This window comes from Flavobacterium sp. (assembly GCF_017744675.1).
Taxonomy (GTDB): Bacteria; Bacteroidota; Bacteroidia; order Flavobacteriales; family Flavobacteriaceae; genus Flavobacterium.
The window spans coordinates 364856-384673 of record NZ_JAGIAV010000002.1 but is presented as its reverse complement, the minus strand read 5'-3'; the positions used below and the strand labels follow the sequence as shown (position 1 = coordinate 384673).

Below are 19818 nucleotides of genomic sequence, written 5' to 3'. Positions count from 1 at the left end.
GTTATATTATTTAATATTAAAAAATCAATTTAAATGAAATTTGGAATCATAAAAGAGAGAAAAAACCCGCCAGATAGAAGAGTAGTATTTTCTCCAAATGAATTGACAAAGCTAAAACAACTTTATCATGATGCCTCTGTAAAAGTTGAAAGCTCTGATATCAGAATTTTTTCTGATGATGATTATAAAAATATGGGAATTACCATTACCGATGATGTATCTGATTGTGATATTTTGTTTGGTGTAAAAGAGGTTCCTGTAGAAAATTTGATTCCAAATAAAGCGTACTTCTTTTTTTCTCATACGATTAAAAAACAGCCTCATAATAGAAAATTGCTTCAAGCTATTTTAGAAAAAAATATCGATTTATACGATCATGAAACTATTGTAAACGAACACGACCATCGTTTAATTGGTTTTGGAAAATATGCCGGAATGGTTGGTGTATATAACGGTATTAGAGCTTTCGGAATTAAATTTGAATTGTTCAAACTTCCTAAAGCCGAAACGCTTTCAGGAAAAGAAGATTTGATCAAGCATTTAAAACGAATTACAATGCCAGCTCTAAAATTTGTAGTTACGGGAACTGGAAAGGTAGGGAGCGGAGCAAAAGAAATTCTAGATGCTATAAAAGTAAAAGAAATTACGATAGATAATTATTTGACTAAAAAATATGCTCAAGCGGTTTATGTGCAGTTGGATGTTTTAGAATATAACAAAAGAAAAGACGGTCAAGTTTTGGATTTTGTTGATTTTGTGAATCATCCAGAAGAATATGAATCAGATTTTGAGAGATTCACAAAAGTGTCGGATATTTATTTTGCAGGACATTTTTATGCAAGTAATGCTCCAATGATTTTAACAAAAGAAATGCTGAATGCGAGTGACTGCAAATTGAAAGTGGTTGCCGATATTTCTTGTGATGTTAACGGACCAATTGCGTGTACAGTTCGTTCTTCTACAATTGAAGATCCGTTGTACGGATATTTTCCATTAGAAGATCGCGAAGTAGATTTCTTTCATCCAGCGGCTGTTGCAGTGATGGCGGTTGATAATTTGCCTTGCGAAATCCCAAAAGATTCCAGCGAAGGTTTTGGAGAGCAATTTATGGAACATGTAATTCCAGCTTTCTTCAACGGAGACAAAGACGGAATCTTAAAACGTGCCAAAATCACAGAAAACGGAAAACTGACAGAAAGATTTAGCTATCTTCAGGATTACGTGGATGGGAAGTAAATTTTGGTTTCATGTCTTGAGGTTTCAAGTTTCAAGTTTCAAGTTTCAAGTTTCAAGTTTCAAGTTTCAAGTTATGAAAAAGGAGAAAATTTTTAATTTTCTCCTTTTTCATTTATATAGTTTTTTTATACGTTGAGTATTTCCAACATGAAACATGAAACATGAAACATGAAACAAAAAAAACTTATTTACACCATATCCTCCGGTTTCACCCAAGCATCAAAATCTTCTGGAGTTACATAACCCAAACGAACAGCTTCTTCTTTTAAAGTCGTTCCGTTTTTATGAGCGGTTTGAGCAATTTCCGCTGCTTTGTAATATCCGATTTTGGTGTTTAAAGCTGTAACTAGCATTAAAGAATTATCTACCAATTCTTTAATTCTTTTGTGGTTTGGTTCAATTCCTTGTGCGCAATGTTCGTCAAAAGAAACACAAGCATCTCCTAACAATTGTGCCGACTGTAAAAAGTTGGCAGCCATTACAGGTTTAAAAACATTTAGCTCATAATGCCCTTGCATACCTCCAACAGCAATTGCCATATCGTTTCCGATAACTTGAGCGCACACCATTGTTAAAGCTTCACATTGCGTCGGATTCACTTTTCCAGGCATGATAGAAGAACCAGGTTCGTTTTCAGGGATGTGAATTTCGCCAATTCCAGAACGCGGACCCGAAGCCAGCATTCTCACATCATTGGCGATTTTATTTAAAGAAACGGCTAACTGTTTTAAAGCGCCGTGAGTTTCTACAATGGCATCGTGAGCAGCAAGAGCTTCAAATTTGTTTTCTGCTGTCACAAAAGGATGATTGGTAAATTTGGCAATATATTCCGCCACTTTTACATCGTATCCTTTCGGAGTGTTTAATCCTGTGCCGACAGCTGTTCCTCCAAGCGCGATTTCAGATAAATGGGCTAAAGTGTTTTTTAAAGCTTTCAGTCCGAAGGCCAATTGCGCTGCATAACCTGAAATTTCTTGTCCAAGCGTTAAAGGTGTCGCGTCCATTAAATGCGTACGTCCGATTTTTACAACGTCTTTATATTCCGCTGCTTTTTTTGCTAGAGTAGCATGAAGTTTTTCAACTCCTGGAATTGTAGTTTCTACTACCATTTTATAAGCTGCAATGTGCATTCCGGTTGGGAAAGTATCGTTTGATGATTGTGATTTGTTTACATCATCATTGGCTTTTATGAATTGTTCGCCTTCACCAATTTCAAAACCTTTAAGAACTTGAGCACGGTTGGCAATTACTTCGTTAACATTCATATTGCTTTGTGTGCCAGAACCTGTTTGCCAAATTACTAAGGGAAACTGATCGTCTAGTTTGCCTTCTAGAATTTCGTCGCAAACTGCGGCAATGGCATCTCTTTTTTCGATTGGTAGAACGCCTAAGTCGTAATTGGCATAAGCGGCAGCTTTTTTTAGATAAGCAAAGCCTTCTATAATTTCTTTTGGCATAGAGGCCGCTGGTCCGATTTTGAAATTGTTTCTGGAACGTTCTGTTTGTGCACCCCAATATTTATCGGCTGGGACTTGAACTTCGCCCATAGTGTCTTTTTCTATTCTATATTTCATTATGTTGTATGTAAAAATGTTATTTGTGAAATGTAAGATGTAAATTAAACTTCTTTTGAAAATGAGTCTCTTAGCTGATGGGAGCGGCATCTCCCGATTTAGAAAAACAAGGCTTTTTAGCCGTAGTTTTTGTTTATCGGGAATACAGCGGACAGCAGGAAATAGCTCCTGAAAATTATTATGATTTCTTTGAGCTCTTTATTTTAAAGGACTTCAAGTTTGAAAAAAAGCTTATTTAAAATGAGTATAAATATACGGATAAATGTTATTTAACGAAAATTGATTTAGATTTTATTGCTGAAAAAAAATATATAGCCTACATTTGTCGTAACATTCAAAAATTCCGGAAAACATGTTTGAATTTTCACAGTACTTAGGTTTTTTACTTTTCTTAACCATACTAACTATAGGGTTTTGGTTAATGTTTTTCTTAGTTGGTTTCGTATCTTACTGGGTTACGGGAGCGAGCTGGGAAATGATTAAAGAAAAAAGAGCCAGAAAAAGACAAGAAGAACAATCTATTTAATTTTAGATTGATGTCATAAAAAAGGGACCGTTTTGCGAGTCCTTTTTTTTTGTGCCAAAAAAAAAGAAATTCCAATATCAAAATTCCAATATCAAAATTCTAAATTCCAAAATTGGAACGTATCTAATTAAACCCGACAGGTTTTAAAAACCTGTCGGGTTTCTTTGTAAAATGAAAAATTCAATTTAATATAATTTGCGTTTAGAACTTTGTCAAAGTTTTAAACTTTGACAAAGTTGGATAATTAAGTAAAATAGGCTTAAAAAGAAAAATTCCAAATCCCAATTGTAAAGTTGGAATTTGGAATTTTAATATTGAGTTTTCCAAAAAGAATTGGAATTTGGAATTTTTGATATTGGAATTTAAACAAGTTTATCCAGGAAAATCTCCACCGCCTTCACCGCCGCCTTCATTTTTAGGCTGTGCGTTTTTATCTCTTTCGCCTTTTGGTTTGTTGAAACGATAAGTGAACGATAAATTGAACTGACGTTTACGGAACTGGAACTCGCTATAAGCAGTTTGACTTTCAAGCGTTGTAGAATTTTGAAGATAGGTATACGATCTCATAATTCTAGAGTTGAAAATATCGCTGATATTGAATGCAATAGTCGCTTTGTCTTTTAAAACATCTTTGCTAAATGCTGTATTCATACCAAACATATCTAAGTTTTTTCCTTGAGCTGTTTTTTGTGAACCATTATAGTTTGCACTTAACTGCCAGTCGATTTTGTACGGCAAAGTCAATTTTGAGTTGATTCGAGCAAACCAAGTGTTGGCTTGATTATCAAGATTTTGTACTACTGTATTTCCGTTGAAATCAACATAAGTGTTTTCACCAGTTGTTTTTACGTTATAAAAATTGAAGTTACTGTTAATTCTCCAGATTTTGAATGGCGTATAATTTAAGGTAAATTCAAAACCAAATTTTTGTTCTCTTCCAAGGTTGATAGGACGGTTTAAAATAACAGGAATACCATTTACTACATTTCCGTTTGGTGTACGCACAAAACTGAAAACATCTTTTGTGTCTTCAAAATAAGCAGAGGTATTGAATGTTAATTTACTCCAACGTTTGATATATCCAATATCATATTTGTCTGTTAATGACGGATCTAAATCAGGATTTCCTTGAAAAATATTGATATTGCTTGCATAGTTTACCGCTGGGTTCATAAAACGTCCTCTAGGTCTCGTTAAACGCTTGCTATAGCTTACAGAAAAACTGCTTTCATCTGAAAGTTCATAACTCACAAATGCACTTGGAAACAAGTTATTGTACTTTTTTGTATTGAAATCTTTAGTTTCAAGCAAGTTTACGTGAATGTCTGTGTCTTCCCAACGAAGACCAAACAAGTAAGAGAATTTATTTACTTTGAAACCATATTGCGTATATAAAGCGTTGATGTTTTCTTTGTATTCTAATGTATTAGACAAGTTTGGATCTTTTAAACCATTTTCGTCAGTTACATAGTATTCGTTATTCAAATCTCCAAAACTACCTTTGTAACCCGCTTCAAACTGGCTTCCTTTTCCTAATGGCAAAACGTAATCTGCTTGAAATAATACTTGCTTTTGAACCTGATCGTTTAATGTATTGTTGTAATTTGGAGAAGCTGTAATGATACTGGTGTTATCGTCATTGTTTTTTGAAATCGATAAATCGGCAGTTAGCTTATGTCCTTTGTCGTTGAAGTTTTTGATTAAATTAGAAGTATATTCTACGTTTTGGCTTCCAGTATCTCCATTGTTTAATCGGAAAGAAGTTCCAGTAAAAGCATGTGCTGCATCATAATTATAGTAATTAATCAGATCTCGCGTATCGCCTGAACTTTTTTGATAGTTAATGGCATTTGTCCAGTAGGTGTTTGGAGCGACAGTCCATTCGATTCCCGCTCTTCCGTTAAAACCATCAGATGTTCTTTTGGTGTCACGATCTTCGTCCAAATATCCTTTTGGAGTTCCATCTGCGTTTAGATATTCAGTATTAGTTAATCCAGCTCCTTCGTTGGTTCTGTGGTTGTAACCTAAAGTCGTGAAGTAGTTTAATTTTTCGGTTTTATAATTTAAATTACCGCTTAATCCATAAGTTTCAGGAATACCACCTGAAGCAATTACACTTCCGTTGAAACCTTGATTTTTACCTTTTTTAAGGATAATGTTGATGATTCCAGAACCTCCTTCTGCGTCGTAACGCGCAGATGGGTTAGTGATAACTTCTACTTTGTCAATCGCATCGGCAGGAAGCTGGCGCAGTGCTTCGGCAATATTGATCGCATTAGATGGTCGTCCATCAATTAAAATTCGAATATTGTCGCTTCCTCTTAAACTTACATTTCCTTCAGTATCAACAGAAACAGATGGTACATTGTCAAGAACATCGCTTACAGTTCCTCCTTTTACCATCATATCTTGTCCAACGCTATATACTTTTTTGTCTAGTTTAATCTCAACTGTCGATTTTTCAGCACGAACTACAACTTCATTTAATTGAGCAGCATCTTCAGATAGATTTACTACGCCTAAATTGGTGTCGTCTTGAATGTTTTTCCCTTTAATTTCGGTTGATTTAAAGGAAATAAATTCCACTTTTATATCGTAAGTTCCAGGTGCAACAGCAACTTCAAATTCTCCTTTTGGATTTGTAATACCTCCTGCAACAACTTTTGTATCATTTGGCGCAGTAATCGAAATAGTAGCATATTCTAATGGTTGTTTGCTTACTTTTTCGAAGACTTTTCCAGAGACTTTCACTTTGTTTTTACCTCCTGGGCTTCCTTGTTGAGAGTAATTGTAAAAACTTGTAAACAAGAATACAAGTAATACAGCAAATTTGATTTTTTTCATTTTCTGGTTTTCTTTTCTCTTTAGACGGCAAATGTAGTTTTTGGTTTAAAGAGAGAAATCACAAAAAAATGTTAATAGGAATATTTTAGAATCAATCTAAAAAGAAAGCAACCAATTCTGGATCTCGTCCAATAATAGCTTTTCCGTCTTTTACAACAATCGGACGTTCAATTAAAATAGGATTTTCTACCATAGTATTAATAATCTCATCGTTGCTCAAAGTTTTGCCTTTAAAATTTTCAACCCATATTTTTTCTTTGGTTCTAATAAGTTGAATTGGTTCAAGATTTAATTGGCCCAATAATGTTTTTAGCTGTTCAAAAGTTGGAGTTTCAGTTAAGTAAGGTATAATTTCAAAATCTTGATTCGATTTTTCGATAAAAGCAAGACAATTTCTTGATTTTCCGCATCTCGGATTATGGTAAATTTGTATCATTTTTGCTATATTTAATAGTTTCAAATATTAATAATGTAAAAAGGGGTATTTTCGCAGTACCAAAAGTAAGATTAACTTATCGAATTTGAATTCTCATTTTTTTAAAATTTTAAATGTATGTTTTTAGAACAAGGAATTAAACCTGAAAATAAATTTTGGAAATATCTTTTAGGATCTGTCTTCATTATTTCAGCATCTTTTGTAGGACAAATTCCGCTTACCGCAGCCGTATTTTATAAAACATTTACCGAACATATTGCATTTCCAACAACTAACGAAGGTATTATGAATATGTTCGAATCCAATACGACGCTTTTTCTGATAATGATTTCCTTTGTTTTTGCTTTTGTGGGAATTTATTTTGTGATAAAATTTATTCATCATCAAACTTTGCTTTCGATTACCACTTCAAGAGCAAAAGTAGATTGGAAGCGGATTTGGTTTTCTTTTTTCCTTTGGACATTTTTCTCACTGCTTAGTTTTTTATTTGTGTATTTGAAAGCTCCAGAGCAATTTGTGCTGCAATTTAAATTAGTTCCTTTTTTGATATTAGCCGTTTTAGGTTGTCTTTTAATACCAATTCAAACCAGTACAGAAGAATATGTTTTTAGAGGATATTTAATGCAGGGGTTTGCCAATTTAGCTCAAAACAGATGGTTTCCGCTCCTGATGACTTCTATCATATTTGGCTCGATGCACTGGACCAATCCAGAAGTGGAAAAAATGGGAAATATTATAATGATTTACTACATAGGAACAGGATTGTTTTTAGGGGTGATAACCTTGATGGATGAAGGAATGGAACTTGCACTTGGATTTCACGCTGCAAATAACCTTGTTGGAGCATTGTTAGTTACTTCAGATTGGACCGTTTTTCAAACGAATTCTATATTTAAAGATCTTTCAGAACCCTCGGCAGGAATAGATGTAATTCTGCCAATTGTGGTTATTTATCCGATTCTGCTTTTTATTTTCAGTAAAAAATACGGTTGGACAAATTGGAAAGAAAAGTTAACAGGAAATATTACTAATGTCGAATTAAAAGCTTAAGAATATGCAAAACTTAACTCAAAATAACGTTCACAATTATTTCAAATTAAATGGTTATCATTTAAATGCCAAAGATCTGTGTCGTGTTGCTTATAGTTTCATCAAAGAGGGAGATGCTTACGAACAATCTATTGGAGAGTTCTTTTTGGACTGGTTTGATAAAAAAGATTATATCGAAATGACCACTTCTGGAACAACAGGTCTTCCAAAATTAGTCAGACTAAAAAAGCAGGCAATGATTCAATCTGCCTTAGCAACAGGTGATTTTTTTGATTTAGAGCCAGGAGATAAAGCTTTACTATGCCTTCCGACCCAGTTTATTGCTGGAAAAATGATGTTGGTAAGAAGTTTAATTTTAGGCTTAGAATTGGATGTGGTTTCTCCAAGTCTTAATCCGCTGGAGTTCAATAAAACGACTTACGATTTTGTAGCGATGGTACCGCTTCAAGTACAAAATTCAATTGAAGGGCTTTCTAAAGTTCGCAAGTTGATCATTGGAGGGGCTAAATTAGATTCGGCTTTGGAAGAAAAACTGTTACCACTTAAAACAGAAATCTACGAGACATACGGAATGACAGAAACCATTACGCATATTGCGGCAAAACGTTTGGGCGATTCTGTTTTTTCGATTCTGCCAAATGTGAAAATTTCTCAAGACGATCGCCAATGTTTGGTTATTAATGTAGCTTCAATTTCAGAGGAACCAATTGTAACAAATGATTTGGTTGAATTGCTGAACGAACAGCAGTTTAAATTTTTAGGACGAATTGATAACGTAATCAATAGTGGGGGAGTAAAGCTGATTCCAGAACAGATTGAGGCTAAATTGATTGGGAAAATTGCCAACAGATTTTTCGTTACCGGACTCCCAGATACTACTTTAGGTGAGAAATTGGTTTTGGTTATTGAAGGAGAAAAACAAGAATTTGAGCCTGACTTCTTTGATGGTTTAGGAAAATATGAAAAACCAAAAGAGGTCGTTTTTGTTTCAAAATTTAAAGAAAATGAAAACGGAAAATTGCTTCGAAAGCCAAGCTTACAAGCTTAAAATTCCAAATTCCAAGCTTTGCGTTTAGAACTTTGTCAAAGTTTTAAACTTTGACAAAGTTGGACTAGAAATAAAAATCCCAAATTTCAATAACTAAGATTGAAATTTGGGATTTTGAATATTAAGTAATTCCAAGAATTGGAATTTCTTTATTAATTGGAATTTGGAATTTAAAATATTGGAATTTTACCCCTTAAGCTTTACGTTCCATAAGCGCCATATAGAATCCGTCAAAACCAGATTCTGAGGCTAACATTTTACGGTCTTCAATAAAAGTAAATTGTTTTCCGATTTCTGTTTTCAAGAATTTCTCTACTTGCTCTTGGTTTTCTGAAGGTAAAACTGAACAAGTTGCATAAACCAATTTTCCGCCTGGTTTTACAATTTTGGAATAGCTTTCTAAAACTTCGCTTTGAACTTTTCTGATGTTATCGATAAATTCAGGCTGCAATTTCCATTTAGAATCTGGATTTCGTTTTAAAACCCCCAATCCGCTACAAGGCGCATCGATTAAAACGCGATCTGCTTTTTCGTGCAGTTTTTTAATCACCTTTGTGCTGTCGATTATACGGTATTCAATATTAAAAGCGCCGTTTCTTTTCGCTCTTAATTTCAATTGTTTTAATTTACTTTCATACAAATCCATTGCAATCAGCTGACCTTTATTTTGCATTAAAGAAGCCATGTGCAATGTTTTTCCGCCCGCTCCTGCGCAAGTATCCACTACCCGCATTCCTGGCTTTACATCCAAAAATCCCGCAACTAATTGTGAGTTGGCATCTTGAACTTCAAATAAACCTTGTTTGAAAGCGTCTGTCAAGAATACATTTGCTCTTTCTTTCAAAACAAGAGCATCTGGCTGGTCTTTTAAATATTCAGTTTCAATATTTAAATCCATTAAAGTATTTCTAAGGCTTTCTTTTGTTCCTTTTAAAGTATTAGTTCTAAGAATAACCTTTGCAGGCTGATTTTGAGCTGCAATTTCTTTTGCCCAGACTTTTTCTCCTAATTCCTTAACTCCCAATTCATCCATCCAATCTGGAATAGATTCTTTAATTGCTCTGGTTTTAGATAATTCGTCAAAACGGCCTTTTATTTTTCTTTCTGGAGTTCCTTCCAATTGTCTCCAATCTGGAATTGGATAGCCGCGTAGTACAGCCCAAACAGCAAACATTCTCCATAGATTATCTCTGTCATATGGTTCTTTTACTTCGGCAATTTCGGCGTATAATCGTTTCCAGCGAACAATTTCGTATATGGTTTCAGCAACAAATTTTCGATCAGAACTTCCCCAGCGTTTGTCTTTTTTTAAGGCTCTGGCTACCACTTTGTCTGCATATTCCCCTTCGTTGAAAATTGCGTTCAAAGAATCGATTGTCGTATAAACTAAATTTCTGTGTAATCTCATTTTATTTATTTGAAGGTGCAAAGGTACTATTAATTGATTGAAAGTTAAATTTTTAATAGCGAATCTTGTTCTAACTCTCATTAAAAGAAAAAAAACACTCTAATTTAGAGTGTTTTTTTTGAATTATTTAAAAGCGAATTATTTAGTAATACGCGTTAATCCAATATTTTCTGGAGCATGAAGCACCATTGGGAATTTCTCTATTTTTACAGAGCTGCTGTCTAAACCAAAAGCTCTTTCTTCAGACAAACTCAGTTTTTTGATGAAGAAATAAGAATTCATGATAATGTTTTCATGCCATCTTAGGTCGTTGTCATTGGATAGGAATTTCTCAGACAATACAAATTTAAAGTCTCCAATAATATTGTTTTTGTTCAAAGACTCGTAACGGCTGGTAATATCCACTTCGCCACGTTTTACCATGTCTTTGATAACTTCTCTAAACATTAAATTGATTTTGGTTGGTTCTCTAAAACCTAAATTGAAATCAATTCTGTAAATATCGTCTTTTGCAATTTCGGTTACTTTGTATTGCGTTTTGTATGGTTCAGTCAAGATATTAACGTGAACAAACCAATAGATATCTGCTCTTTTTGGACGTTTTTGAAGGATAGAATAAATTACTTTTTCCTCCAGCTCATCTACGCGATTGGCATTGGTCATATAAACCAAGTGAGTAGCATATTTCGGAATAGACAAATCTTGGCTTAACTCAACTAATACACGTTTGTAGTCGTCAATTTTAACCACTTTTGTATAGTTTTTGTTGATTTTCTTAGCCAGATACCAGATTGTCATTACAGAAATCAGCATACTTGCTATAATCAGGGTTACGTAACCACCTTCGGCAAATTTGGTAATATTAGCAAACAAGAAACTAAACTCAATCAATAAATAAATAGTGATAAGCGGTACCATAAAGTACAGTTTTACACGTTTCATGATTAAGTAATAGTTTAGCAAAATGGTTGTCATAATCATACACAAGATAATGGCAAGACCATAAGCATGCTCCATGTTTCCTGATTTTTCGAAATGTAAAACGATTCCAACACAGCCAAAAAACAATAGCCAGTTAATAGAAGGAATATATAATTGACCTTTTACTTCTGTTGGATATTTGATTTTTACTTTTGGCCAGAAATTCAGACGCATTGCCTCGTTAATCAAAGTAAACGAACCAGAAATAAGTGCTTGAGAAGCAATTACGGCTGCAAGAGTTGCAACTACAATTCCGAATGGCAAGAACCAATGCGGCATGATTAAGTAAAATGGATTTCCATTTTCTCCACCTAATTGCTGCAATGTGCTTCCTTCGTGGTGAATTAAATAAGCGGCTTGTCCGAAGTAGTTTAAAACTAAGGTTGCTTTTACAAAAATCCAGCTGATTCTGATGTTTTTTCTACCACAGTGCCCCATGTCAGAATATAAAGCTTCAGCTCCTGTAGTACATAAGAATACGAAACCAAGAACAAAGAATCCGTCAGGATGTATCGATAATAAGTGATAAGCGTAGTACGGATTGATTGCTTTGATTACTTCAGGATAATTAAGTACCTGAATTGCTCCTAAAGTTCCTAGCATAACGAACCAAATTAACATCATTGGAGCAAAGAATTTACCAACCAATTTAGTTCCGAACTGCTGAATGGTGAATAAAACAAACAGAATTGTAATTACGATATATACAATTGTTTGGGTTTCCATAGTTGGATAGAATGCTCTAATTCCTTCTACGGCAGATGAAATCGAAATGGGTGGAGTAATAATTCCGTCGGCGAGCAGGGCACTACCTCCAATAATGGCGGGTACAATGAGCCATTGAATTTTGGTTTTCTTGACCAATGCATACAATGCAAAAATTCCTCCCTCACCATGGTTGTCTGCACTCAAAGTAATAAGTACATATTTTATTGTAGTTTGTAGTGTTAAAGTCCAGAAAACACAGGAAATACCTCCTAAAACAATATCGGCATTTATAGTATGATCGCCTAAAATAGCCTTCATTACATACAATGGAGAAGTTCCAATATCTCCATAAATAATCCCTAAAGTAATTAATAAACCCCCAATAGACAACTTACTATGTAAGTTTTTATGCGATGCGCTCATGTATAATTTTATAAAAAGACGGTTGCAAATTTACTGTTTTAAAACAAATTAGCGGCAATTATAATTAAAAAGATAAAAAAAAGCACAATCGTAAAATTGTGCTTTCCTTTTTGAATATTATTTATTTCTAAAATTAACCTCTTCTGCCGTTTCCTCTAGAGTATGAACCGCCATCTCTTTGGTTTTGACCACCTCTTGATTCTTGGCTCATTCTAGGAGATTCTTGACTCATTCTAGGAGATTCTGAACGCTGGCTTTGCTGTGGTCTTGCAGAATAATCTCTGTTTGAATTGCTAGATTGGTTTTCAGAATAACTTCTTGAACTTCTTTCTATTCTCGGACTAGAAGCTTCACGGTTAGAATAATCTCTTGAGGCATTAGAAGAATTGCTGTTTCCATATTCTACTCTTTGAGTGTTTTGCATTCTCGGAGTATTCTCACCTCTTGAAGCATTATTGTCATTATTAGAATAACCACGATTAGTATTTCTTTCTGTATATACATTTTCAGAGCTTCTTCCTGTAGTGTTATAGCCTCTGTTTGAATTGCTATTGCCATAACCATTGTTGTTTCTGTCTACAGAAACTCTATTGGTATTGTTTCTGTTTTCGGCATACGTTCTGTTAGAAAATCCATTGTCAGATGTTGTTCTTCCTGTGTAATTTCTGTTTGTGTTATAAGTGTTTTGGTTATAGTCTCTGCTTGCAACACGTCTTTGATCTAACTCATATCTGTTGCTTGTGTTGGCATGTCTTTCTGCAAAACTATAATTCGGACGCATTCTTTCGTAACCATAAGTACGTCTTGATTCGTAAATTACGGGAGCTCTATAGCTTCTTCTTACATTAACATAGTTGTAACGATTGCTTAAATTGATGCAAACATTAATATTGTTTCTATATCTGTAAATAGGATAAGGCGCCCATGTTGTATAATATGTTGGATAATAGCCCCAATACCAAGTTGAGCAGTATGGTCTATAATTGGTTACCCAGAATGAAGAATAGATAACAGGAGCTACCGTATAAACTGGCTCATAAATGTAATTTGCGCCATATAAATAAGTATTACCTACAACCTGAACGCTTACTTTATTGTAATTGTCTCTTTCAACATCTATTGTTGCAATGTCTTGATAAACATCACGGTCTAAAACGGCTTGTATAATAATAACGTGTGTTCTATTTTCCACACTTTCAATCACACGTAAGTAGTCTACTTCGTCATCACCATTAAGGTCAAGGTTTGATATTTGATATTTCGGATCGTTTAAACGTCTTTCAAAATCTTGAAGGTTGGCTGATTCTCCAAACATCGAAGCAACAGCCCTTAAATCTAAGTTATCGCTTATATCTGAGTTTTTTGCATAAACAGTAGTTTGACCTTGTACGGCACAAGAACCAAAAACTAAGGCAGTTATCGCTATTAAAAGTAATTTCGCTTTCATGGCTAATTCATATTAAATTATTTGTATTGTGAGATATCCAATTATTGTGCCATAAAATTTATATGTTATTCTTGTATGGTTAAGTTATTGATTGTTAGGTGTTTGATTTTTGAGTGAAATGGTTTTGCTCTTTTTTCGCATAAAGAACTAGAAAAGAAAGGTTAAATAATATTGTTGAAAAAAGTCGAAAATTAATTTTCCATGTGGGAATTAATTGTATTTTAGCGTTAACCAAATTTTAAGTTTCCTATGAAAAAACTCGCTTTATTTTGTGTTATTTTTATTTTATTGATGTCTTTTAGATCATTTAATCATAAAGCAGATATTGTTTATAACAATGGTTTTACTTCAATGACAATAGATACATTATTTAAGGATAGAATTAGCATTAGAGCAATTCTAATTGATAAAGATAAAGTTTGGTACGGAGGCGATAATTCTCGTTTTGGTTATTATGATCTCGATAAAAAAGAAAAATTTGAAGAACATATTTATCGTGATACTCTTAAATTAGAATTTAGAAGTATCGCACAAACTTCTAAAGATATTTTTTTATTGAGTGTTGCCAATCCAGCACTTCTATATTCTGTTTCAAAAAAGGATCGCAAAGTTAAATTGGTTTATAAAGAAATTAATCCGAAAGTTTTTTACGATAGCATGCAGTTTTGGAATGATAAGGAAGGAATTGCAATTGGCGATCCCACAGAAGATACTTTCTCCATTATTGTAACTCGTGACGGAGGAGAAACGTGGACAAAATTGCTGTCTGATAAATTACCAACAAATAGTACAGGAGAAGCAGCTTTTGCGGCCAGCAATACTAATATAGTGATTAAGGGAAATGATACATGGCTAGTGTCAGGAGGAAAAAAAGCACGTGTTTTTTATTCTCCAGATAAAGCAAAAACATGGAAAGTTGTAGAAACTCCTATAGTGCAGGGAAAACAAATGACAGGAATTTTTACTGCCGATTTTTACGATTCTAAACAAGGTTTTATCGCAGGAGGAGATTATGATCTTCCGAATCAAAAAATAAACAATAAAGCCTTTACGAAAGATGGCGGCAAAACATGGGAATTAATAGGCCAGAATATGGGATTTGGTTATGCGTCATGTGTACAATATGTTCCGGGAGGTAATGGAAGAGAGATTGTTTGCGTAGGTTCTGAAGGGATACAATATTCTCAAAATGGAGGAGAAAACTGGATGCAGCTTTCTACAGATACAAAATTTTTTACCATTCGTTTTGTCAATAGAAATACTGCAATCGCTGCAGGACATAATAAAGTGGTGCGACTTAATTTTAAATAAAAAATAAGAACCCTAAATAATAAAGTAAGTATTATTATATAGGGTTCTTATCGCTGTTGTTTCGTTAAGTTTAATCTTTATTAGCTTTGTCGCGGTATTGCTGCAATAATTTTCGGTTAAAATCGTCTTCCGATTTTTTAAGCAATAATATCTTTTTTGCTGGAAGTACTTTTTTGACATTGTTCATGAATTTTTCACGAAGCTGATATAATTCTTTATCTGTACTTTCTATTTGAGCTAATAAAGTTAAGGCTTCTTTATCTGAAAGATTTTTAATGTTGTCATCATTCAACTTCTTTAGATACGTCTTCATTTTTAAATGTCTTAATTCGAATTGTTTATCGTCATAAGCATTGTAAATAGGCCAAAATTTTTCGGCTTCTGTTGGAGTTAGTTCCAATTCTGTGGTTAGAAAAGAAACTTTAAAAGCTTTAATTTTTTCACGCTTTTCATCGACATTTCCATTTTGTGCAAAAAATGAAAAACTTGTCAGAAATAGCAATAGCGGTAAAATGTTTTTTATTTTCATTGTTAAGCTAAGTTGTTGAGTTAAGTAAAGTTTAATTTTGTTCTGAAATTAAGTGCTCGATATTCGGACTTGTAGATAAAATGTCTTCTAGCGTTTCGTCTTCCAAATTAATTTCATTGTTTAATTTTTCTATATCGCTGTCGTCCAGTTTCTGAATCAAATCGTATTGGCTTATATTCGATTGGTAAGATAAATAAGTTTCTAATGTCGCTTCGTCAAAATCGCTAGAGGTTGTTCTATAATTATTTACGATTGGTATTAACAATGCAAAACCAATTACAGCTGCAGCCGCCAGAGAAAATGTTTTTTTACGTTTGTAAAAAGGAATTACTTTAACTTCTTTTTCGTTTAATTGCTGTAAAACCTTTTCTGAAAAATCATCAAAATAATTATGGTCTGGCGTTTTAAATCCAGATTTTATTTTGGGTTCGTTTTCTAATTTAAATGTTTTCATAATACTAATAAGATAGTTTTTGTTACAAAAGGTTTAATTTGACGTAACATATAATTCGATTTTTTTTACTGCGTGATGATAGGATGCTTTCAAAGCTCCAACAGATGTTCCTAGAATATCTGCGATTTCTTCGTATTTTAATTCTTCAAAATATTTCATTTTGAAAACCAATTGCTGTTTTTCTGGAAGTGTTACAATTGCCTTTTGAAGTTTGATTTGAATCTCATCTCCATCAAAATAAAGATCAGCTTTTAAGTTATCGATTGTTTTATTCTGCAGATCTTCAGATGAAATTCCGTTTAATTTTGCTTTTTGCGATAAAAATGTCAAAGCTTCATTAGTAGCAATGCGGTACATCCAGGAAAAAAGTTTACTTTCTCCTTTAAAGTTTTTAAGATTTTGAAAGACTTTTACAAAAGTGTTTTGTAAAACATCATCTGTATCATCATGATTCAAAACAATGTTTCGAATATGAGAATACAAAGGTTTCTGATAATCAGACAAGAGTTTTTGAAACGCAGTATTTTGCGTTTCAGGGCTTAATAATTGTTTTATAAATTCTTTCTCGTCTATCAAACTTTTTGTTTTGTAAACTTTCTTTAATAGAATTTAGACAGAATTTTAGGCAAAAGGTTTAATATGCTTTTGAAAATATTTAAAACTCTGAATCTTCTTCTTTTGCAGGTGTTTGTGCAGGGGCAGGAGCAGGCGCAACTGGTTTGCGTTTTACTGGCTCTGTGCGTGGCTGTTCTGTACGTGGTTCTGTATACGAATCGGTTTGCGTTTCGCTAGAACTTGTCGGAGCATAAGCAGGCTCAGTAGCTACAGGAACTACTTTTGGTTTTATTGGGAAATAAATTTCAGTCACCAATTTCGAAGAAGCTTTTACGTCTAACTTGCTTAACGTTAAGATTTCAAGATGCGACCAGCTTAAGTCTGGAATAATCTTTTCGTTGTTTATATAAGCGGTTGTTTTAGTAATTGCTTCGTTTCTATGAGAGTAATCTCCGTTTAGGGTTGTTTTTACAGCATCAAAACCATTTAATTTTCCAGATAAAATATCACTTCCTGCGCTAGTTGAAATCTCTCTATTAATAGGCAAACAAATAGAAATTTTGGCTAAACCGGTTTTAGTGTCGTAAGTATGGTAAATAATAAAAGGTTTTCCGCTTGCGGCCAAACCATTCGTTTCGCTAAAATGAATAAGTTTCGGAATTACAATTCTAGCGTTTTTAGCTACTTTGGCAATTTCGCTTGTAAAAGTTTGTTTGATATAAGGTGTTTCGGTTTTCTTCACCACTCCATCTACCTTTACAGCATACGTTCTGGTTTCGTAATCTAAGTTTTTATCAATATTGGCTAAACTTTTTTCATAAATAGTTCCGATAACTCGGTCAGAACCTCCGTGAAGAGCGGTATATATTTTAAATAGAAAACTCATTGTTCCTTTTCCTTTCCAGGTAACTTTTGTTTTTCCGTTTAAAGTATCTTTTAAAGTCCAATTTACATCAGCTTCGGAGCCGTCAAATTGCATCTTTTGATCAATGCTTTCGCCTTCTTTTGTTTTAAGGATTATAGAATTTCCTTTTCCATCGGCACCATCCCAATAAAATGAAGCGCCATTTCCGCTAGTTTTATTAGCGTATGTCACTTTGATAGAAGGGTCTTCAACAGACCATGATTCAAAATCTTCGTAATTTCTAAAGTCGTTTAAGTAATTATAAACCGTCGCACGAGGTGAGTTGATAACTTTACTTCTTTCTACAGAAAAATTGCCTTTTTGAGTTGCAACAAAAACAGTAAGAGCTACAAAGCTTAATAGGGCGAAAAGAAATAAATACTTTAGAATTTTCATGGTAGATTGTTTGGTTTCGGTAAAGTTATAAATTTTATCGTGAGTCTTACTAATAACCCGCAATTATTAGGTTTATTTTGCGGCAAAGAAAATTTATCTTTTCAAAAAGATTTTAATCACAAACAGAAGGGCAATGAAAAGCAGAAAGGCGAGCAATACTTTGTAATTTCCTTTGTAAAAGACTTTATGTAATTTCAAATCTTTTCGATAAGCAAATATCATAACGATTACAAAAGCGATAAAAAAACATATTCCAAATTGTATTTGACCTTGACTGAACATAGTTATAAAATTTTTTGGCAAATTTAGCCATTTGTAAACGATTTGCTGCTAAATTGCCTTTTCATTTCGTTCAATAAATTTTCAGATTTATGAGAAAGTGACTTAATTTAGCCAAAAAAAGAAAACTACTATATGAAAAAACAACTTGACGCCGTAACAGAATTTCACACCGCTTTTAGAATTGGCCACAGCACAACGCCAAAGGCTGATGTAGGAGCAGAGAAAAAATTGCTTCGTTATAATTTAATGAAGGAAGAAAATGAGGAATATTATGAAGCGGTTCAGAATAATGATTTAGTTGAAATTGCAGACGCGCTTGGAGATATGATGTATATTTTGTGCGGAACCATTATCGAGCACGGACTTCAAGATAAAATTGAAGCTGTTTTTGATGAAATCCAGCGCAGTAATATGAGTAAATTAGGAGAAGATGGCCAACCAATTTACCGCGAAGACGGAAAAGTAATGAAAGGTCCGAATTATTTTAAACCTGATTTTTCGAAATTATTTTAAAAAACAAAACCCGATAAACTTTAATTTATCGGGTTTCTTTTGTAATATGGTTTTGGATTATTGAACTTTAACAGTCCATCCGTACGTATCTTCAGAAAGTTTGTTTTGAAGACTTGTTAGTTTTTCTTTTAAGAAAGAAGCGTAAGAATTTTCGATTGGCGCCATTTCGAAGTACTCATCTTTATAAGAGAATCCTTTGATAACGCTGATAACTGCTGCAGTTCCTGCTCCGAAGATTTCTTTCAAAGATCCGTTTTTAGCAGCTTCCACCAATTCAGAAACAATTACAGGACGAACTTCTACTTTTAATCCTTCTTTTTCAGCCATTGCGATCAAACTTTTTCTAGTTACACCATCTAAAATTCTTTCGCTTGTTGGAGCTGTCAATAAAGTATCGTTGATTCTGAAGAAAACATTCATTGTTCCTGCTTCTTCTAGTTTTGTATGAGTTGCATCATCTGTCCAGATAACTTGTTGGAAACCATCTTTGTTTGCCAAGTTAGTTGGATAAAATTGAGCAGCGTAGTTTCCAGCAGCTTTTGCAGCTCCGATTCCGCCATTTGCAGCTCTACTGTAATGTTCAGCAATGATTACTTTTACTTCACCTCCATAGTATGCTTTTGCTGGAGAAAGTAAAATCATAAATTTATATTCGTCAGAAGGATTTGCGATAACTCCAGGACCTGTAGCGATCATAAAAGGACGGATATACATACTCGCCCCGTTTCCTCTCTGAATCCATTCTTGATCAATTTTCAATAATTCATTTAAACCATCCATAAAAATAGCTTCTGGAATTTCTGGCATTGCCATACGAACAGCAGAATTATTAAAACGTTTGTAATTTTCATCTGGTCTAAACAACCAAATGTCATTATTTTCGTCTTTATAAGCTTTCATTCCTTCAAAAATAGCTTGTCCGTAATGGAAGACTTTTGAAGATGGATCCATCAAAATAGGAGCATAAGGCTTAATGACAGGATTTTGCCATTGCCCGTTTTTAAAATCGCATTCGAATAAATGGTCTGTAAATACAGCACCAAAACTTAAGTTGTCAAAATCTACTCCGTTGATTTTTGTAGAAGTAGCTTTAATGATTTCAATTTTGCTCGTTTGAGTTGTACTCATAGTTATGTAAGTTTTTTGTGAGATATTTTTCACTGTCAGAAATCTAAAGTGATGATATCGTGTAA

General features: G+C 33.7%; 19 protein-coding genes. 7 read left to right on the top strand and 12 right to left on the bottom strand.

Features of this window, described 5'->3' with window-relative positions:
* Nucleotides 1-33 precede the first annotated feature (33 nt).
* Entirely contained in the window at nucleotides 34-1236 is a 1203-nt protein-coding gene (locus tag J7574_RS07155) for an NAD(P)-dependent oxidoreductase (protein WP_290966316.1), read from the top strand.
* Between the two features lie 188 nt (nucleotides 1237-1424).
* Here the strand turns inward: J7574_RS07155 and fumC are convergent, their stop codons facing one another.
* The gene (fumC, locus tag J7574_RS07150; RefSeq protein ID WP_290966311.1) at nucleotides 1425-2810 is read right to left on the bottom strand and encodes a class II fumarate hydratase; all 1386 of its coding nucleotides are present in this window, start codon (nucleotides 2808-2810) and stop codon (nucleotides 1425-1427) included.
* 77 nt (nucleotides 2811-2887) lie between these two features.
* Here fumC and J7574_RS07145 point away from each other — a divergent pair, with 77 nt between their 5' ends.
* Nucleotides 2888-3049, top strand: a complete 162-nt coding sequence (locus J7574_RS07145; RefSeq protein WP_290966309.1) for a hypothetical protein — start codon at nucleotides 2888-2890, stop codon at nucleotides 3047-3049.
* 113 nt (nucleotides 3050-3162) lie between these two features.
* Nucleotides 3163-3336: a hypothetical protein gene (locus tag J7574_RS07140; protein ID WP_111288649.1), complete on the top strand. Its 174-nt coding sequence runs from the start codon at nucleotides 3163-3165 to the stop codon at nucleotides 3334-3336.
* Between the two features lie 372 nt (nucleotides 3337-3708).
* On the opposite strand, the gene J7574_RS07135 is transcribed toward J7574_RS07140, so the two are convergent.
* Together J7574_RS07135 and J7574_RS07130 are read right to left on the bottom strand one after the other, a co-directional pair.
* Nucleotides 3709-6180 (bottom strand): TonB-dependent receptor, encoded by a 2472-nt coding sequence (locus J7574_RS07135; RefSeq protein ID WP_290966304.1) that lies wholly within the window; start codon nucleotides 6178-6180, stop codon nucleotides 3709-3711.
* A 91-nt stretch (nucleotides 6181-6271) separates the two neighbouring features.
* Nucleotides 6272-6616 (bottom strand): arsenate reductase family protein, encoded by a 345-nt coding sequence (locus J7574_RS07130; RefSeq protein WP_290966301.1) that lies wholly within the window; start codon nucleotides 6614-6616, stop codon nucleotides 6272-6274.
* A gap of 117 nt (nucleotides 6617-6733) precedes the next feature.
* On the opposite strand from J7574_RS07130, the gene J7574_RS07125 reads away from it, so the two are divergent.
* Nucleotides 6734-7666 (top strand): CPBP family intramembrane glutamic endopeptidase, encoded by a 933-nt coding sequence (locus J7574_RS07125; protein ID WP_290966298.1) that lies wholly within the window; start codon nucleotides 6734-6736, stop codon nucleotides 7664-7666.
* Between the two features lie 4 nt (nucleotides 7667-7670).
* Nucleotides 7671-8714, top strand: a complete 1044-nt coding sequence (locus J7574_RS07120) for an AMP-binding protein (RefSeq protein ID WP_290966297.1) — start codon at nucleotides 7671-7673, stop codon at nucleotides 8712-8714.
* Nucleotides 8715-8907: 193 nt separating this feature from the next.
* Here J7574_RS07120 and J7574_RS07115 read toward each other — a convergent pair whose 3' ends face one another.
* From J7574_RS07115 to J7574_RS07105, 3 genes are all read right to left on the bottom strand, one after another.
* Nucleotides 8908-10122 carry a methyltransferase domain-containing protein gene (locus J7574_RS07115; protein ID WP_290966294.1) on the bottom strand — a complete coding sequence of 405 codons (1215 nt, stop codon included), beginning with the start codon at nucleotides 10120-10122 and terminating at the stop codon, nucleotides 8908-8910.
* Nucleotides 10123-10260: 138 nt separating this feature from the next.
* Nucleotides 10261-12234 carry a KUP/HAK/KT family potassium transporter gene (locus tag J7574_RS07110; protein WP_290966292.1) on the bottom strand — a complete coding sequence of 658 codons (1974 nt, stop codon included), beginning with the start codon at nucleotides 12232-12234 and terminating at the stop codon, nucleotides 10261-10263.
* A 133-nt stretch (nucleotides 12235-12367) separates the two neighbouring features.
* Nucleotides 12368-13681, bottom strand: a complete 1314-nt coding sequence (locus tag J7574_RS07105) for a hypothetical protein (RefSeq protein ID WP_290966289.1) — start codon at nucleotides 13679-13681, stop codon at nucleotides 12368-12370.
* A 249-nt stretch (nucleotides 13682-13930) separates the two neighbouring features.
* Between J7574_RS07105 and J7574_RS07100 the strand changes: the two genes are divergently transcribed.
* Nucleotides 13931-14992, top strand: a complete 1062-nt coding sequence (locus J7574_RS07100; protein ID WP_290966286.1) for an oxidoreductase — start codon at nucleotides 13931-13933, stop codon at nucleotides 14990-14992.
* Nucleotides 14993-15062: 70 nt separating this feature from the next.
* Here the strand turns inward: J7574_RS07100 and J7574_RS07095 are convergent, their stop codons facing one another.
* From J7574_RS07095 to J7574_RS07075, 5 genes are all read right to left on the bottom strand, one after another.
* Nucleotides 15063-15521: a sensor of ECF-type sigma factor gene (locus J7574_RS07095; RefSeq protein WP_290966278.1), complete on the bottom strand. Its 459-nt coding sequence runs from the start codon at nucleotides 15519-15521 to the stop codon at nucleotides 15063-15065.
* Nucleotides 15522-15552: 31 nt separating this feature from the next.
* On the bottom strand, nucleotides 15553-15975 hold the full coding sequence (locus J7574_RS07090) for a hypothetical protein (RefSeq protein WP_290966274.1): 423 nt from the start codon (nucleotides 15973-15975) through the stop codon (nucleotides 15553-15555).
* Between the two features lie 33 nt (nucleotides 15976-16008).
* Nucleotides 16009-16551, bottom strand: coding sequence for a sigma-70 family RNA polymerase sigma factor (locus J7574_RS07085; protein ID WP_290966271.1), 543 nt, complete (start codon nucleotides 16549-16551; stop codon nucleotides 16009-16011).
* Nucleotides 16552-16630: 79 nt separating this feature from the next.
* On the bottom strand, nucleotides 16631-17830 hold the full coding sequence (locus tag J7574_RS07080) for an SRPBCC family protein (RefSeq protein ID WP_290966269.1): 1200 nt from the start codon (nucleotides 17828-17830) through the stop codon (nucleotides 16631-16633).
* A 93-nt stretch (nucleotides 17831-17923) separates the two neighbouring features.
* Nucleotides 17924-18112 carry a hypothetical protein gene (locus J7574_RS07075; RefSeq protein ID WP_290966266.1) on the bottom strand — a complete coding sequence of 63 codons (189 nt, stop codon included), beginning with the start codon at nucleotides 18110-18112 and terminating at the stop codon, nucleotides 17924-17926.
* Between the two features lie 132 nt (nucleotides 18113-18244).
* Here J7574_RS07075 and J7574_RS07070 point away from each other — a divergent pair, with 132 nt between their 5' ends.
* Nucleotides 18245-18625 (top strand): nucleoside triphosphate pyrophosphohydrolase family protein, encoded by a 381-nt coding sequence (locus tag J7574_RS07070; RefSeq protein WP_198856490.1) that lies wholly within the window; start codon nucleotides 18245-18247, stop codon nucleotides 18623-18625.
* 57 nt (nucleotides 18626-18682) lie between these two features.
* Here J7574_RS07070 and J7574_RS07065 read toward each other — a convergent pair whose 3' ends face one another.
* The gene (locus J7574_RS07065) at nucleotides 18683-19753 is read right to left on the bottom strand and encodes a branched-chain amino acid aminotransferase (protein WP_290966260.1); all 1071 of its coding nucleotides are present in this window, start codon (nucleotides 19751-19753) and stop codon (nucleotides 18683-18685) included.
* Nucleotides 19754-19818 lie beyond the last annotated feature (65 nt).